The sequence below is a fragment of the Kitasatospora sp. NPDC001309 genome, from assembly GCF_042896295.1.
Taxonomy (GTDB): domain Bacteria; phylum Actinomycetota; class Actinomycetes; order Streptomycetales; family Streptomycetaceae; genus Kitasatospora.
Genome location: NZ_JBIAXC010000020.1, coordinates 38,304 through 54,248 on the forward strand (window position 1 = coordinate 38,304; position 15,945 = coordinate 54,248).

13 protein-coding genes are annotated in these 15,945 nt (G+C 74.5%); 9 read left to right on the forward strand and 4 right to left on the reverse strand.

Going from position 1 to position 15,945, the window contains the following annotated elements; all coding sequences use genetic code 11:
- Positions 1 to 27: 27 nt before the first annotated feature.
- Positions 28 to 1,047 (reverse strand): TAXI family TRAP transporter solute-binding subunit, encoded by a 1,020-nt coding sequence (locus ACFY2K_RS20955; protein ID WP_375889380.1) that lies wholly within the window; start codon positions 1,045 to 1,047, stop codon positions 28 to 30.
- A 119-nt stretch (positions 1,048 to 1,166) separates the two neighbouring features.
- On the opposite strand from ACFY2K_RS20955, the gene miaB reads away from it, so the two are divergent.
- Complete coding sequence (miaB, locus tag ACFY2K_RS20960; protein WP_380595071.1) at positions 1,167 to 2,669, forward strand: tRNA (N6-isopentenyl adenosine(37)-C2)-methylthiotransferase MiaB; 1,503 nt, start codon at positions 1,167 to 1,169, stop codon at positions 2,667 to 2,669.
- Between the two features lie 264 nt (positions 2,670 to 2,933).
- Entirely contained in the window at positions 2,934 to 3,632 is a 699-nt protein-coding gene (locus ACFY2K_RS20965) for a hypothetical protein (protein ID WP_375889376.1), read from the forward strand.
- 24 nt (positions 3,633 to 3,656) lie between these two features.
- On the opposite strand, the gene ACFY2K_RS20970 is transcribed toward ACFY2K_RS20965, so the two are convergent.
- The gene (locus ACFY2K_RS20970) at positions 3,657 to 3,902 is read right to left on the reverse strand and encodes an antitoxin (protein WP_380526486.1); all 246 of its coding nucleotides are present in this window, start codon (positions 3,900 to 3,902) and stop codon (positions 3,657 to 3,659) included.
- A 179-nt stretch (positions 3,903 to 4,081) separates the two neighbouring features.
- On the opposite strand from ACFY2K_RS20970, the gene miaA reads away from it, so the two are divergent.
- From miaA to hflX, 5 genes are all read left to right on the forward strand, one after another.
- Entirely contained in the window at positions 4,082 to 5,017 is a 936-nt protein-coding gene (gene miaA / locus ACFY2K_RS20975; protein ID WP_380526488.1) for a tRNA (adenosine(37)-N6)-dimethylallyltransferase MiaA, read from the forward strand.
- Positions 5,018 to 5,256: 239 nt separating this feature from the next.
- Positions 5,257 to 5,769 (forward strand): hypothetical protein, encoded by a 513-nt coding sequence (locus tag ACFY2K_RS20980; RefSeq protein WP_375889370.1) that lies wholly within the window; start codon positions 5,257 to 5,259, stop codon positions 5,767 to 5,769.
- A 47-nt stretch (positions 5,770 to 5,816) separates the two neighbouring features.
- On the forward strand, positions 5,817 to 6,731 hold the full coding sequence (gene dapF, locus ACFY2K_RS20985) for a diaminopimelate epimerase (RefSeq protein ID WP_375889369.1): 915 nt from the start codon (positions 5,817 to 5,819) through the stop codon (positions 6,729 to 6,731).
- Positions 6,732 to 6,898: 167 nt separating this feature from the next.
- Positions 6,899 to 9,241, forward strand: a complete 2,343-nt coding sequence (locus ACFY2K_RS20990; RefSeq protein WP_380590466.1) for a RelA/SpoT family protein — start codon at positions 6,899 to 6,901, stop codon at positions 9,239 to 9,241.
- Positions 9,238 to 10,740: a GTPase HflX gene (gene hflX / locus ACFY2K_RS20995; protein WP_375889364.1), complete on the forward strand. Its 1,503-nt coding sequence runs from the start codon at positions 9,238 to 9,240 to the stop codon at positions 10,738 to 10,740. The genes ACFY2K_RS20990 and hflX overlap by 4 nt, the downstream gene beginning before the upstream one ends.
- Before the next feature lie 72 nt (positions 10,741 to 10,812).
- Here the strand turns inward: hflX and ACFY2K_RS21000 are convergent, their stop codons facing one another.
- Together ACFY2K_RS21000 and ACFY2K_RS21005 are read right to left on the reverse strand one after the other, a co-directional pair.
- Positions 10,813 to 11,997: a trypsin-like serine peptidase gene (locus tag ACFY2K_RS21000; protein WP_380590469.1), complete on the reverse strand. Its 1,185-nt coding sequence runs from the start codon at positions 11,995 to 11,997 to the stop codon at positions 10,813 to 10,815.
- 28 nt (positions 11,998 to 12,025) lie between these two features.
- The gene (locus ACFY2K_RS21005; protein WP_380526495.1) at positions 12,026 to 13,204 is read right to left on the reverse strand and encodes a trypsin-like serine peptidase; all 1,179 of its coding nucleotides are present in this window, start codon (positions 13,202 to 13,204) and stop codon (positions 12,026 to 12,028) included.
- A 255-nt stretch (positions 13,205 to 13,459) separates the two neighbouring features.
- Here ACFY2K_RS21005 and ACFY2K_RS21010 point away from each other — a divergent pair, with 255 nt between their 5' ends.
- Positions 13,460 to 15,370 carry an IucA/IucC family protein gene (locus ACFY2K_RS21010; protein ID WP_375889465.1) on the forward strand — a complete coding sequence of 637 codons (1,911 nt, stop codon included), beginning with the start codon at positions 13,460 to 13,462 and terminating at the stop codon, positions 15,368 to 15,370.
- A complete protein-coding gene (locus ACFY2K_RS21015; RefSeq protein WP_375889462.1) occupies positions 15,262 to 15,936 on the forward strand; it encodes a GNAT family N-acetyltransferase in 675 nt (224 codons plus the stop codon). Before ACFY2K_RS21010 ends, ACFY2K_RS21015 begins: the two co-directional genes overlap by 109 nt.
- Positions 15,937 to 15,945: the final 9 nt, after the last annotated feature.

The following is a 15,945-nucleotide window of genomic DNA, read 5'->3' on the forward strand; positions in this document are numbered from 1 at the left end:
CCGCGGCTCCTGCGGCTCCTGCGGCTCCTAGGGTTTCACCGAGCGGTAGTAGCGCGCGGCGCCCGTGTGCAGCGGGAGCGGGTCGGTGTAGACGGCGGTGCGTAGGTCGACCAGCTGGGCGGCGTGCACCTGGGCGCCGATCTGGTCCCGGCTGTCGATCACCGCCCGGGTCATCCCCTCCACCAGCCCCGGGTCCACGTCGTCCCGGGTGACCAGCAGGTTGGGCACGGCCATGGTGGCGACGGCGTCCTTGGGCTCGGCGTTCGGGTAGGTGCCCTTGGGCATGGTGGCCGCCCGGTAGGCGTCGACGCCGTCGCCCTCGGCCTTGTGCAGGGCCTCGGACAGGTCGCCCAGCGGGACGACCCGGATCCGCATGTGGTCGGAGAGGTCGGTGAGCGCGCTGGTCGGCAGGCCGCCGGACCAGAAGAAGGCGTCGATCTTGTGGTCGCGCAGCTCGTCCGAGCCGTCGCTGACGCCCCCGGGGACGGGGGTGATGTCGTGGTCCGGGTCCAGGCCGGCCGCGGTCAGCAGCCGCCTGGTGACCAGGTTCACCCCGGACTGCGGCAGGCCGACCCCCACCCGCAGGCCCTTGAGGTCGGCGGTGCGGTGCACCGGGGAGTCCGCCGGGACGATCAGCTGCAGGTAGTCGTCGTACAGCCGGGCGATCGCCCGGAGCCGGTCCTTGCCCTGGCCCTGGTAGGCGGCGACCGCGTCGGCGGTGGCGATCGCGAAGGTGTCCTTGCCGTCGATCACCCGGCGGAGGTTGTCCACCGAGCCCTCGGAACTGTCCAGGGCCAGCCGCACCCCCGGCATGGTCTGCGAGACGTGGCTCTGCAGCAGCTGCCCGTACCGGTCGTAGACGCCGCGCGGGACGCCGGTCGCGAAGCGGGTCTCCCCGCGCGGGTAGCCGGGCGAGCGGCCCGCGGACAGCCACCAGCCGCCGAACCCGGCCACCAGCAGCACCAGGACCAGCACGGTCCGCCACAGCGGGCTGCGGGCCGCGCGGCGGACGGCGGCGCCGAGTCGTGACGGATCGGTGGGGGTCATGCAGGGATAGTGCCAGGCGCCCGGGCCGAACGGGAGGGGAACGACCGGTGGAAAGCTCGGGGAGCCGTTCCGCGAAGATCCGGGGAAAGGCGGTCCGCGGCTGCCCGTACCCTGGTCTGGTGAGCGGTGAGAGCGGATTGAAGAGCTACAAGGTCGTCACGCACGGCTGCCAGATGAACGTCCACGACTCCGAGCGGCTGTCCGGCCTGCTGGAGGACGCGGGGTACGTCAAGGCCGGTGCCGAGGGCGACCCGGACCTGGTCGTGTTCAACACCTGCGCGGTGCGCGAGAACGCCGACAACAAGCTGTACGGCAACCTCGGGCAGCTCGCGCCGGTCAAGGGCCGCCACCAGGGCATGCAGATCGCCGTCGGCGGCTGCCTGGCCCAGAAGGACCGCGAGTCCATCGTCAAGCGCGCCCCCTGGGTCGACGTGGTGTTCGGCACCCACAACATCGGGCACCTGCCGGCGCTGCTGGAGCGGGCCGCGGTCGAGCGCAAGGCCCAGGTCGAGATCCTGGAGTCGCTGGAGACCTTCCCCTCCACGCTGCCCACCCGCCGCGAGTCGGCGTACGCGGCCTGGGTCGCGATCTCGGTCGGCTGCAACAACACCTGCACCTTCTGCATCGTCCCGGCGCTGCGCGGCAAGGAGGAGGACCGCCGCCCCGGCGACGTCCTCGCCGAGATCGAGGCGCTGGTCGACGAGGGCGTCATCGAGGTGACCCTGCTCGGCCAGAACGTCAACGCCTACGGTTCCGACCTGGGCGACCGCGAGGCCTTCTCCAAGCTGCTGCGCGCCGCCGGGCAGATCGAGGGCCTGGAGCGGATCCGCTTCACCTCGCCGCACCCGCGCGACTTCACCGACGACGTGATCGCCGCGATGGCCGAGACGCCGAGCGTGATGCACCAGCTGCACATGCCGCTGCAGTCCGGCTCGGACCAGGTCCTCAAGGCGATGCGCCGCTCGTACCGGCAGGACCGTTTCCTCGGGATCATCCGCAAGGTCCGCGAGGCGATGCCGGACGCGGCGATCTCCACCGACATCATCGTCGGCTTCCCCGGCGAGACCGAGGAGGACTTCGAGCAGACGATGCACGTCGTCCGCGAGGCCCGCTTCACCAACGCCTTCACCTTCCAGTACTCCAAGCGCCCCGGCACCCCCGCCGCGGAGATGGCCGACCAGGTGCCCAAGGAGGTCGTCCAGGCCCGCTACGACCGGCTGATCGCGCTCCAGGAGGAGATCTCCTGGGACGAGAACAAGAAGCAGGTCGGCCGCACCCTGGAGATCCTGGTCGCCGAGGGCGAGGGCAAGAAGGACGACAGGACCCAGCGCCTGTCCGGCCGCGCCCCCGACAACCGGCTGGTCCACTTCACCAGGCCGGACGAGCCGGTGCGCCCCGGCGACGTGGTGACCGTCGAGATCACCTACGCGGCCCCGCACCACCTGCTGGCCGAGGGCCCGACCCTCGGGGTGCGCCGCACCCGGGCCGGCGACGCCTGGGAGAAGCGTCAGGCCAAGCCGGCCGACAAGCCGGCGGGCGTCATGCTCGGCCTGCCGAAGATCGGCGCCCCGGCCGAGCTGCCGTCGGCCGCCCCGGCGGGCGGCGCCTGCTGCGGCGACTGACCCGTGTGACGGAGGCCGAACGGCCCGGCCGGAGCGAGCGCGCGAGTCGCGGCTCGGAGCTCCGGCCGGGCCGTTCGGCTTTCCGGCTAGGGCCTGTCCGGCGGATCTTGGCAGATCAGCGCGCGGCGTTGGGCGCCCGGCTGGGCGTGCGCCCGAGTCGGCCTCGTACTGGACGTACTTGGGCGATTCGGGCGTGCGTCCAGGCGGGATGCCCGGCGTCGCGCGCCTGGCAAGATCCGCCGGACAGGCCCTAAGGTGATCCGCATGCTGGTAGCCGCCGCCGTGTGCCCCTGTCCGCCGCTGCTCGTCCCCGAGGTCGCCGCCGGGGCCGCGCCCGAGCTGGACGGGCTGCGCGCCGCCTGTGACGAGGCGCTGGCGGCGCTGGTCGCGGCCGGGCCGGAGCTGGTCGTGGTGGTGGGCGCCGGGCCGGAGGCCGAGGTGTGGACCGAGGGCGGGGCCGGGTCCTTCCACCGCTACGGGGTGCCGCTGGTCGCCAAGCTGCCCGGCGGGCGGGTCGAGGGGCCGGAGCTGGCGCCCTCGCTGACCGTCGGGGCCTGGCTGCTGGAGCGCGCCGGGGTGACCGTGCCGACGCACGCCTGCGCGGTGCCCGCGGACGCCCCCGTCGACCGGATGCTCGGCCTCGGCCAGGGCCTGGCCGGGCTGGCCGACAAGGTCGCCCTGCTGGTGCTCGGCGACGGCAGCGCCTGCCGCTCGCTGAAGGCCCCCGGCTACCTGGACGAGCGGGCCGAGGGCTTCGACGCCGGGTTGGCCGCCGCCCTGGGCTCGGCCGACCTGCCCGCCCTGGCGGCCCTGGACCCGGCGCTGGCCGCCGAGCTCAAGGCCGAGGGCCGGGCGCCCTGGCAGGTGCTGGCCGGCGCCGCCGAGGGCGCCGGCCTCACCGCGCGGCTGGGCTACCAGGACGCGCCGTACGGGGTCGGGTACTTCGTGGCGTCCTGGGCGTAGGGCCCGTCTCCGGGCCCCGGCCGGTCAGGACTGCGGGGGCTGGCCCCCGTCGCCCGGCTTCGGCTTGTGGGCGAAGTCGCCCACCGCGCCCTTGGCCTTGTCGGCGCCGTGCTCGATCTTGTCGCTGTACTTGCCCTTGGTCGCCTTGTCGATCGCGCCGCCGGCCTTGTCGACCATCTGGTCGATCTGGTCGCTGTGCTTGCCCGCGAGCTCGCTGGCCTTCTCCTTGAGCTCCTCGGCCTTGCCCTTGAGGTTGTCCATCAGGCCCATGGTGATCTCCTTCGTTCCCTGTCTCCTGCACAACGCACGTGACCGGTCAAGAGTTCGCAAAGCCGGGCCGGGGTGCGGGGCAGGCCGGAGGCAGTCCGGGGAACAGTCACATCCTCGCGCAGTCGGCGGCGGGCGGCAGCCCGGCCCCGGGTGCCGCGACGGTTTGGGAGACTGGAGCGGTGAGCAGCTCCCGTGTGATCAGCATCGTCGGCGCGACCGCCGCCGGAAAGTCCGACCTGGCCGTCGCCATCGCCCGCAGCCTCGGCGGCGAGGTGATCAACACCGACTCGATGCAGCTGTACCGGGGCATGGACATCGGCACGGCCAAGCTGACCGTGGCGGAGCGCGGGGGAGTGCCGCACCACCTGCTGGACGTCTGGGACGTCACCGAGGCCGCCAGCGTCGCCGAGTACCAGCGGCTGGCCCGGGCCGAGATCGACCGGCTGCTCGCCGCCGGGCGCACCCCCGTCCTGGTCGGCGGCTCCGGGCTGTACGTCCGGGCCGCGATCGACGAGATGGAGTTCCCCGGCACCGACCCGCAGGTCCGCGCCCGGCTGGAGGCCGAACTGGAGCAGGACGGCCCGTACGCGCTGCACCGGCGGCTGGCCGGGCTGGACCCGGCGGCCGCCGAGGCGATCCTGACCGGCAACGGGCGCCGGATCGTCCGTGCCCTGGAGGTCATCGAGATCACCGGGCAGCCGTTCACCGCCAACCTGCCGAGCAACACCGCGGTCTACGAGGCGGTGCAGATCGGCGTCGCGGTGTCGCGCCCCGAGCTGGACGAGCGGATCACCCTGCGGGTCGACCGGATGTGGGAGGCCGGACTGCTGGACGAGGTGCGCGCGCTGGAGCGGGTCGGGCTGCGGGAGGGCCGGACCGCCTCCCGGGCGCTCGGCTACCAGCAGGTGCTCGACCACTTCGCCGGGGAGTGCACCGAGGACGAGGCACGGGCCGAGACGGTCCGGGCCACCAAGCGCTTCGCCCGCCGGCAGGAGTCCTGGTTCCGTCGGGACGACCGCATCCACTGGCTCTCCCGCCCGGCCGGGACCGACCCGGTCGAGCTGCTGGAACGCTCCCTGGAACTGATCGGCCGTCAGGGGGTTCCGGCCGCGTAGTCGGGCCCTGGGGTCCGTTCCGGCCAATTCGGCGGTGCAGCTGCGCGCGCAGGCGACCGTGCAGGACGAACCGGGGGTCACGGCCCGATCACGTGATGGCCACGGATCACCCGAGGACCCCGTCAGGCCCCGAACGTCCCCTCTGGACATGCCATCATCGATGCCGTAAGGGTCGGCCCGCGCGGGCCGACCGTGCCCGGCCGCGAGTCCGCTCGTGTCGAACTGTCAGGGGAGGCCGCGTGTCGACGGGTACCGGCCCCGAATCCGGCCAGAGCGGGAGTGTCACCGCACCGGCCGAGGAGTTCGACGAGTCGACCAGGGGCGACCTCCCCGTGCTGACCGGCCTGGAGGCGCCGACCTCGTACGCGGCCGCGGTGCCCGCACTGGACACCCGCACCCCGCCGGACGCCGCCGTGCACGAGCGGGAGATCCGGCCGCTGCGCCGGCTCCGCTGGTGGCAGACCCTGCCGATCGCCCTGCTCGGCACCCTCGGCTCGCTGATGTTCGCCTTCCCGCTCGCCTTCGGCTCGGCCGGGGCGCGGGCCACCATGGTCGGGATGCTCGGGCTGCTGTTCACCGCCGCCTCGTTCGGCTGGGGCGCGATGGCCGCCCGGCACGCCGGCTACAAGTGGCCGGGGCTGCCGCGCCGGGGCTCCGCGCAGCGGGCCGGCTGGAAGGCCATCGCGGTCTACACCCTGATCGCCCTGGCCGCCTGCGCGCTCGCGGTGTGGCGGGTCGCCTACCTGCGCTGAGCCGGGCCCCGGCCTGCCCCGCCGCCGCCCTCAGTACCATCGGTGGGGTGAGCGCATCCTCTTCCCCGCGGGCCGGCCTCCCCTTCTTCAAGGGGCACGGCACCCAGAACGACTTCGTGATCGTGCCCGACCCGGACGGCGTGCTGGAGATCGGCCCGGAGGCCGTCGCCGCGCTGTGCGACCGCCGGGCCGGCATCGGCGGCGACGGGCTGCTGCGCGTGGTGCGCGCGGCCGCCGACCCGGCCGCCGCGGACCAGGCCGACCGGGCCGAGTGGTTCATGGACTACCGCAACTCCGACGGCAGCATCGCCGAGATGTGCGGCAACGGCCTGCGGGTGTTCGCCCGCTTCCTGGTCGAGGCCGGCCTGGCGAAGCCCGGCGGGCTGGCGATCGCCACCCGCTCCGGGGTGCTCACCGCGACGGTCGCCGAGGACGCCGCGGACGGCACGCCCGGCGAGGTCACCGTCGACATGGGCCGGGCGAGGCTGCCCGGGCCGGACGGCATCGAGGTCGCGGTCGGCGAGCGGCGCTGGCCCGCCCTGAACGTCAACATGGGCAACCCGCACGCGGTGGCCTTCGTGGCGAGCCTGGACCACGCCGGGGACCTCTTCACCGCCCCGCTCACCAGCCCCGCGGGCGCCTACCCGGAGGGCGTCAACGTCGAGTTCGTGGTGGACCGCGGCCCGCGGCACGTGGCGATGCGGGTGCACGAGCGCGGCTCGGGCGAGACCCGCTCCTGCGGCACCGGCGCCTGCGCCGTCGCGGTGGCGGCCATCCGCCGGGACGGCGCGGACCCGGCGGTCACCGGCGAGGCGGTCGCCTACACGGTGGACGTGCTGGGCGGCCGGCTGGTCATCACCGAGCACCCGGACGGCCGGGTGGAGATGACCGGTCCGGCGGTGATCGTGGCGGAGGGGCGGATCGACCCGCGCTGGTGGGAGTCGATCGCCCGGGCCTCGTAGCGATGGCCCGGTTTGCCCACTTCGTACGGTGACGAATCCCCCCGATCGGGTGATACCGGTCGCGGACGGGAATCACGGCGTCGCGGAACGTGCTCTGCTCGGTAGCATGGACCACCGGGTCACCCCACGGGGAGGGGCCGCGCCCGGCGACGTTGCCGGAGGTGCCGATGACCATCGAAGCCGGGCAGTCCCTCACGGGGCAGCCGACGACCGCACGGCAGGCCGGGGCCAGGAGGCCCCTGGGGGAGCTCGGCCGGGCCGCGCTCGGCCGGGCCGGGCGGGCCGCCCTGCTGGCCACCGGCCGGCCACCCGTGCCGGACGCCCTGGAACCACTGGTCCAGGTGCACCGGCGGCACCACCCGCAGGCGGACCTCGCCCTGCTGGCCCGGGCGTACCGGCTGGCCGAGGCCAGCCACCGCGGCCAGAAGCGCAAGAGCGGTGAGCCGTACATCACCCATCCGCTGGCCGTCACCATGATCCTGGCCCAACTCGGCGCCGGGACGACCACCTTGGTCGCCTCGCTGCTCCACGACACCGTCGAGGACACCGAGTTGACGCTGGAGCAGGTGGGCGCCGGGTTCGGTCCCGAAGTCGCCTACCTGGTCGACGGGGTGACCAAACTGGAGAAGGTCGACTTCGGCGCCGCCGCCGAGGCCGAGACCTTCCGCAAGATGCTGGTCGCCACCGGGGACGACGTCCGGGTGATGGTGATCAAGCTCGCCGACCGGCTGCACAACATGCGCACCATCCGGCACATGAAGCCGGCCAGCCAGGTGCGGATCGCCAAGGTCACCCGGGACGTGCTGATCCCGCTGGCCGAGCGGCTCGGCATCCAGGTGCTCAAGGCGGAGCTGGAGGACATCGTCTTCGCCACCCTGCATCCCGAGGAGCACGCCCGCACCCGGGGCCTGATGGCCGGTCACGAGTCCGAGCCGGACGCCCTGCTGGAGCCCTTCGCCCGCCGGCTGGCCCGCCAGCTCGCCGAGACCGGGGTCGCCGCCGAGGTGACGGTACGGCCCCGGCACTGCGTCTCGCTGCACCGGGTGCTGATCAAGCGGGCCGCCGCGCCCGGGCGGGACGGCCGGCCGCAGGAGCCGCAGCCGGCCGACTTCGGGCGGCTGCTGGTGGTGGTCGAGGAGAACGCCGACTGCTACGCGGTGCTCGGCGAGCTGCACACCTGCTGGACGCCGCTGCCCGGGGAGTTCAAGGACTTCGTCGCCGCCCCCAAGTTCAACCTCTACCAGTCGCTGCACACCGCCGTCGCGCTGGACGGCGGCGCGGTGGTCGAGGTGCTGGTGCGGACCCGGCGGATGCACGAGGTGGCCGAGACCGGGGTGGTCGCGCTCGGCGACCCGACCCCGGCCGGTCCGGCCCAGGACACCGACGAACTGGACCGCACCGACCCGGCCCGGCCCGGCTGGCTCAGCCGGCTGCTGGAGTGGCAGCAGGAGACCCCCGACCCGGACGCCTTCTGGTCCGCGCTCACCGCCGACCTGGCCGGGGACCGCGAGATCACCGTGGTGACGGAGAGCGGTGAAACGCTTCAGCTGAGGGCCGGGGCCAGCTGCGTGGACGCCGCCTACCTGCTCGGCGAGGAGACCGGCCACCGATGTATCGGCGCCCGGGTCAACGGCCGGCTCACCGCGCTGTCCACCCCGTTGCAGGACGGGGACGTCCTGGCGGTGCTCACCGAGAGCCTCCCGCCCGGCGGCGGGGCCCAGCCGTCCGGGCCGTCCCCGGAGTGGCTGGCGCACGCCCGCACCCCCGCCGCCCGGCTGGCCATCGAGCGCTGGCTGGCCGACCACCCGGCCCGGCTGCCGGTGGTGCGCACCGGCCCGGCCGGCGGCCAGCCCGCCCCGCCCGCGCACCGGCCCGGCGAGCGCCGCGCCGCCCCCGTCGTGGTGGCCGGCCGGCCCGGGGCGCAGGTGCGGCTGGCCCGCTGCTGCACGCCCGTGCCCCCGGACGCGGTGGCCGGCTACCCGATCCGCGGCGGCGCGGTGGCCGTGCACCGCACCGCCTGCCCCGCCGGGCAGCGGCTGCGCGCCGACGGGCGGGCCGAACTGGAGGTCCGCTGGCAGCCCGGGGACGCCCCGGCGGCCGGCCACCGGGTGACCCTGCGGGCCGAGGCGCTGAACCGGCCCCGGCTGCTCGCCGACCTCACCGCGGCGATCTCCGCCGAGGGCGTCGGCATCGTCTCCGCCGAGGTCGAACCGCCGCAGGAGCTGCGGGTCCGGCACACCTACACCGTCGAGCTGCCCGAGCCGGGCGCGCTGCCCGCCCTGATGCGGGCGATGCTCAAGGTTTCCGGGGTGTACGACGTCAGCCGCCCGCACGCCCCCGAGGGGACGCAGACCCGCCACTCCGGTGGAAATGGGGGTGACCGGCCCGCACCGGGCGTGCGACCATCGTGGGGAATTCACGGCCGGTCCACGGCGTTCTCAGGGCACAGGAGCCCCGGTGGGATCCAAGGGACCACGCCGAAGCCATCCAGCGACCAAAGGACAGAATGACCTCCACGTTCGAAGCCCGCGACCACGCCGACGCCCCGCGCCGCCTCGACGGTCTGCGAGCGGAAGCCCTCATGGACGAGGACCTCGCGGCCATCGACGAGGACCTCGGCCACAACTACGACGGCGACCAGTACGACCGCAGTGAGCGCGCCGCCCTGCGCCGTGTCGCCGGCCTCTCCACCGAACTCGAAGACGTCACCGAGGTCGAGTACCGCCAGCTCCGCCTGGAGCGCGTGGTGCTCGTCGGCGTCTGGACGGACGGCACCCTGGAGGAGGCGGAGAACTCGATGGCCGAGCTCGCCGCGCTCGCCGAGACCGCCGGTTCCGAGGTGCTGGACGGCGTCATCCAGCGCCGCGACAAGCCCGACGCGGCCACCTACATCGGCTCCGGCAAGGCCAAGGAGCTGCGCGACATCGTCGCCTCCAGCGGCGCCGACACCGTGGTCTGCGACGGTGAGCTCACCCCCGGCCAGCTGATCCAGCTGGAGGACGTGGTCAAGGTCAAGGTCGTCGACCGGACGGCCCTGATCCTGGACATCTTCGCCCAGCACGCCAAGTCCCGGGAGGGCAAGGCGCAGGTCTCGCTCGCGCAGATGCAGTACATGCTGCCGCGCCTGCGCGGCTGGGGTCAGTCGCTGTCCCGGCAGATGGGTGGCGGTGGCTCCGGCTCCTCGGGCGGCGGCATGGCCACCCGTGGTCCCGGTGAGACCAAGATCGAGACCGACCGGCGCCGGATCCGCGAGAAGATGGCGAAGCTCCGCAAGGAGATCGCCGACATGAAGAAGGGCCGCGACACCAAGCGCCAGGAGCGCAAGCGCCACCAGGTGCCGTCCGTGGCCATCGCCGGCTACACCAACGCCGGCAAGTCCTCCCTGCTCAACCGGCTCACCGGCGCGGGCGTGCTGGTGGAGAACTCGCTGTTCGCCACCCTGGACCCGACCGTGCGCCGGGCCGAGACCCCGAGCGGGCGGCTCTACACCCTGGCGGACACCGTCGGCTTCGTCCGGCACCTGCCGCACCACCTGGTCGAGGCCTTCCGCTCGACCATGGAGGAGGTCGCCGACGCGGACCTCATCCTGCACGTGGTCGACGGCTCGCACCCCGAGCCGGAGACGCAGCTGGCCGCCGTCCGCGAGGTCATCGTCTCGGTCGACGCGCAGAACGTGCCGGAGATCGTGGTGATCAACAAGGCCGACGCCGCCGACCCGCACGTGCTGCAGCGCCTGCTGCGCCGCGAGCCGCACGCCATCGTGGTGTCGGCCCGCAGCGGGGCCGGCATCGAGGAGCTGCTCAGGCTCATCGACGACGAGCTGCCGCGACCGGCCGTCGAGGTGCGGGCCCTGGTGCCCTACACCCAGGGCGCGCTGGTCTCCCGGGTGCACAAGGAGGGCGAGCTGATCGCCACCGAGCACACGGCCGACGGCACGCTGGTGCACGCCAAGGTGCCGGCCGAGCTGGCCGCCGAGCTGGAGTACTTCGCGGTGGCCCTGCAGGGCTGATCGGCGCGTTCCTGCTCGTTCCCGCTCGTCCCCGCTCGTCGGGGTGGCCCCCGGACGTACCGCGTCCGGGGGCTACTTCACGTTCTTGGCGAAGTAGTCGAAGGCCTGCTTGGCCTGGTCCTGGAGGGACGGCCCGGCCCGGTAGCCCGCCGGGCCGCGGCCGCCGAGCGAGCTGACGCTGACCAGGTTGGGCCGGCCGTCCCTGGTGATGAACCAGCCGCCGCCGCCCGCGCCGCCGCCCATGGAGCAGCCGATCGCGTACATCGGCGGGCGGGACCGGTCGAAGGACAGCCGGCCTGGCGGGGCGGGGGAGTCGCAGCGCTCCAGCTCCATGCCGTCGAAGGGCCGCTCCACCGGGTAGCCGAAGACCACCGCCGCGGTGATCTGCTCGCGCGGGGCGTTGAACCAGACCGGGACGGAACCGCCGACCGCCTCCTCCAGGGACGGGCCGGCCGCGGACTCGCCGCGCACCCGGACGATCCCGTAGTCGTACTGGTCGTGGGCGCCGACCCCGCTCTCCTGGAGCCAGGTCGGCGACACCATGGCGCGCACCGCCGTCCACCGGCCGTACGGGGCGGCCTGCTGCTCGTCGTACGGCTTGCCGCGGGCCGCCCGGCCGTCCCGGTTGAAGGCGGGGACGAAGACCAGGTTCTTCACCCAGCCGCCGCCCCTGCCGTCGTGCAGGCAGTGCGCGGCGGTGAGGACCAGGTTGCTGCGGCCCGGGTTGAGCGGGTCGGCGACCACCGTGCCGGAGCAGGCCGCGTCGCCCTGCGGCGTGGTCATCAGCAGCCTGCCGACCACGGCGGAGTCCGGGCCGTACGGGTGGGGCTGCGGCCGGGCCTGGACGACGGCCGGCGGGGCGTCCCGGTCGACGCCGGGGGGTGCGGCGGCGGTCGGGACGTACTCGGGGGTGGGCCGGGCCCTGGCGGCCTCCGTCCGGGCCGCCGTCCAGTAGCCCGGGGGCACCTGGTTGGCGAAGCCGCTGTCGGCGACGTAGCGGGCCCAGTCCTCCAGCTTCCAGCCGCTCAGGTCGCCCAGGCTGGTGGGCGCGGCCTTGGGCAGTGCCGCGGGCGGGGGGGCGGGGGCGGCGGGGCCGTCCGGTGCGCAGGCGGCCGCGGTGAGCGTCAGGGCGGCGAGCAGCGCGGCGCCGGCCGCGGCGGCCCGCCGCCCCCCGGTGCGGGGGGTGCGGCGGGTGGTGCCGGTGGAGTCAGTGGTGCTGGTGGTGCCGGTGGTGCGGGTGGTGCTGATGGTGCGCAAGCTGAGGAGTCCCCCGTGGTGGTGCCGGTCACTGCTTCCTGGAGATCCAGTCCAGGGCCTGCTTGGCGACCGTCTCCAGGTACGGGCCGCTCAGCGAGGTGTGCTCCTGGGTGCCGATCGAGGTGTTGCTGACCAGGGCGGTCCGCCCGTCCGGCATGGTGGCGAACCAGCCGCCGCCGCTGGCGCCCTGGGTCATGTTGCAGCCGATGGTCAGCATGGACGGGCGCTTGGGGTCGAAGGACAGCCGGACGGGCGTGCCGCCGTCGCACTTGTACAGCTCCTGGCCGTCGAACGGCTTGACCAGCGGGTAGCCGGTGGCCGAGACCTTGAGCTGGTCGCGGGGCGCGTCGAACCACACCGGGACGGCCGAACCGACCGTCTCCTCCAGGGACTTGCCGGTGTCGTTCTGGTTGTGCACGCGCATCACGGCGAAGTCGTACTGGTTGGCGGCGTCACCGGTCTGCCCGCCCTCGACCATCCACTGCGGGGAGGTGACGATCTGGTCGGCCCACCAGGTGCCCAGCGGGGCGAGGTCGGACAGCGGGGCCTTCTTTCCGCCGCTGGAGGCGCCCGAGTTGTTGTAGGCGGGGACGAAGACCAGGTTCTTGTAGAAGTCGCCGCCCTTGCCCTCGTGCACGCAGTGGGCCGCCGTCCAGACCAGATTGCTCCTGCCCGGGTGCTGGGGGTCGGCGATCACCGTCGCCGAGCAGTTGCCCCGGCCGCCCTGGGCGGAGAAGAACACCTTCCCGGAGGGCTGCTTGAGGTACGGGCGGGGCACCTGGACGGCCTTGACCACCGGCGGCTCCGGGTCGGTCACGCCGTCGGCGGCGGCCGGCTTGGCGGTCGGCGGCGCCGGGTCGGCGGGCTTGGCGTCGCCCATCTTGTCCGGGTTCCAGAAGTCCTTCACCACCGGGTTGTTGAAGACGTGCTTGGACGCCCACTTGTCCCAGTCGTCGTACTTCCACTTCTTGAGGTCGTCCCAGGTCTTCGGCAGGCCCTCCAGCAGACTGGTCGGCAGGCCGGACGGCAGGGTGATCCCGCCGATGACGCCGCCGGGGGCGGCGGAGCCGCTCGCGTCCGTGCTGGGCGGCGGTGCGGCGACGGTCCGGTCGGCGCCCGCCGGGCCGTCCGGTCCGCAGGCGCTGACGGCCAGCAGCGTTCCGGCGACCAGTGCGGCGGCCAGGGCTGACCGGTGGATCGGTGGCATCGGTGGGCTTCCCCCTGTACTCGGTCGGACGGTGTCGGGTCGGTCCTCGGTGCGGCGGCCCGCCGCCCTGGAGTCTTCCATCGCCGTGGAGGACGGCGGCGGCCGCCCCCCGGGTTCCGCGACCGCCCGGAGGTCACCGATCCGTGACGCGGAACCGGCCCCGTCGTTGGCACAGCAGGGCCGCCCCGCCCGGTGACGCACTATCCCCGATCTTCACCCGGACGAGTGAGCCGTCCTTGTGATCACCCGTCAGGGATAGGTAACCCTTACCTGACGCGACGGTGCGAGCGCCCGCCGACCCTCTCCACCACCCGCGCGCGTCCGCACCCCCACGCGCACCAAGGAGCAGCCTTGAGCACCGCCCTCACCGGAGCCCCGCCCGTACCGCCGCCCACTGTGCAGCGGGCCGCCTCCGGGCCCGACCCGCTGCTGCACCCCGACCCCGCCGTCGCCGCCGAACAGGCGGCCCTGGAAGCCCTGTTGCGCTGCTGGGCCCGGGAGACCGGGGCCCGCCCCGGGCCGGACGGCCGACTGCGGATCGACGTCCTCGGCGGGGCCGCCCGGCTCACCGCCGCCGTCCGGCACTGGTCGCCCGGCGGCTGGCACCGCTTCGGCCCGGCCACCCTCTCGGCTGGGGACGGCGCCCCGGCGGGAGACGGCGCCGCGGCCCCGGTGGACGCCGTCACCGCCGCCGCCCTGCTCGCCGCCGCGGCCGCCGAACGGCCCGACCCCGGGCAGGTCGCCGACCTCGCCGCCCGGGTCGCCGACTCGGTGGTGCGCACCGCCGAGATCCTCGCCCACCGCCGCACCGCCGCCGAACCCGGCGGGCCGGAACGCTCCGCCTTCCTCGCCGCCGAACAGGCCCTGCTGCTCGGCCACCCCCTGCACCCCACCCCGAAGAGCCGCGACGGCCTCGGACCGGCCCAGAGCGCCGCCTACTCGCCCGAACTCCACGGCTCCTTCCAGGTCCACTGGTACGCTGTCGACCGCGGCCTGCTCGCGGCCGGCTCCGCCGTCGCCGAGAGCGCCGACCGGATCACCGCCGCCCTCCTCGGCGGCCACGCGACCCTGCCGCCCGGCACCGCCGCCCTGCCGCTGCACCCCTGGCAGGCCCGCGAGCTCGCCCACCGCCCGACCGTCGCCGCGCTGCTCGCCGACGGGCTGCTGCACGACCTCGGCCCGGCCGGCGAACCCTGGTACCCCACCTCCTCGGTGCGCACCGTCTACCGGCCCGGCACCCCGTGGATGCTCAAGCTCTCGCTCGGCCTGCGGATCACCAACTCCCGCCGGGAGAACCTGCGCAAGGAACTCCACCGCGGCCTGGAGGTGCACCGGCTGCTGGAGAGCGGCCTCGCCGCCGAGTGGCGGGCCGCCCACCCCGGCTTCGACATCGTCCGCGACCCCGCCTGGATCGGCGTCGACCACCCCGACCTCGGCGACCCCGGCGGGCTGGACACCGTGCTGCGCGCCCAGCCCTTCGGACCGGCCGAACGCGCCCTCTGCGTCGCCGGGTTCGTCGCCGAACAGCCGCGCGGCACCGGCGCCACCGTGCCGTCCGCCCTCGGCGACACCCTGCGCGCGCTCGCCGCCCGCACCGGCCGCCCGCTGCGCACCGTGGCCGCCGAATGGTTCCTGCGCTACCTGGACGCCGTCGTGCTGCCCGTGCTCTGGCTGGACGGCCACGGCGGCATCGCCCTGGAGGCCCACCAGCAGAACAGCATCGTCCTGCTGGACGCCGAGGGCTGGCCCCGCGGCGGCCGCTACCGCGACAACCAGGGCTACTACTACCGGGAGAGCGCCGCCGAGCGGCTCACCGCCCGGCTGCCCGGACTCGGCGAGCAGAGCGACACCTTCCTGCCGGACGACGTCATCGACCACCACTTCGCCTACTACCTCGGCATCAACCACGTGCTCGGCCTGATCGGCGCCTTCGGCTCCCAGGGCCTCGCCGAGGAGACGGTGCTGCTGGCCGGGCTGCGCCGGTTCCTGGCCGGCCCGCGGGCCGCCGCCACCGGCTCCGCCCTGCCCGCCCTGCTGCTGGACGCGCCCACCCTGCCCTGCAAGGCCAACCTGCTCACCCGGATCAACGGCCTCGACGAACTGGTCGGCCCGGTCGCCACCCAGTCCGTGTACGTGGACATCCCCAACCCGGTGGCGGGCGCCTGATGCCCGACGAGCTGCCCGGGTGGGGCGAAGTCCCCACCCCGGCCGGCCGGTTCCGGCTCCGCCCGGTCCGGCTGCCCGACCACCTGGAGCTGCTCACCGGATGGATGAACGACCCCGAGGTCGACGCCTTCTGGGAGCTCGCCGGGCCGCCCGCCGTCACCGAACGGCACGTCCGGGCCCAACTGGACGGCGACGGACGCAGCCTGCCCTGCCTCGGACTGCTCGACGGCACCCCGATGAGCTACTGGGAGGTCTACCGCGCCGACCTCGACCCGCTCGCCGGGCACTACCCCGCCCGCCCGCACGACACCGGCGTGCACCTGCTGCTCGGCCCGGCCGCCAGCCGCGGCCGCGGCCTCGGCGCCCAGCTGCTGGCCGCCGTCGCCGCCCTCGTGCTGCGCCACCGGCCCGACTGCCAACGGGTGGTGGCCGAACCGGACGTCCGCAACCGGCGCTCGGTCCGGGCCTTCGAACGGGCCGGATTCCGGGCCGCCGCCGAACTCGACCTGCCCGACAAGCGCGCCGCGCTGATGGTGCGCGACCGCGAAGCGCCACTCCCCGCCTAGGACACCCCT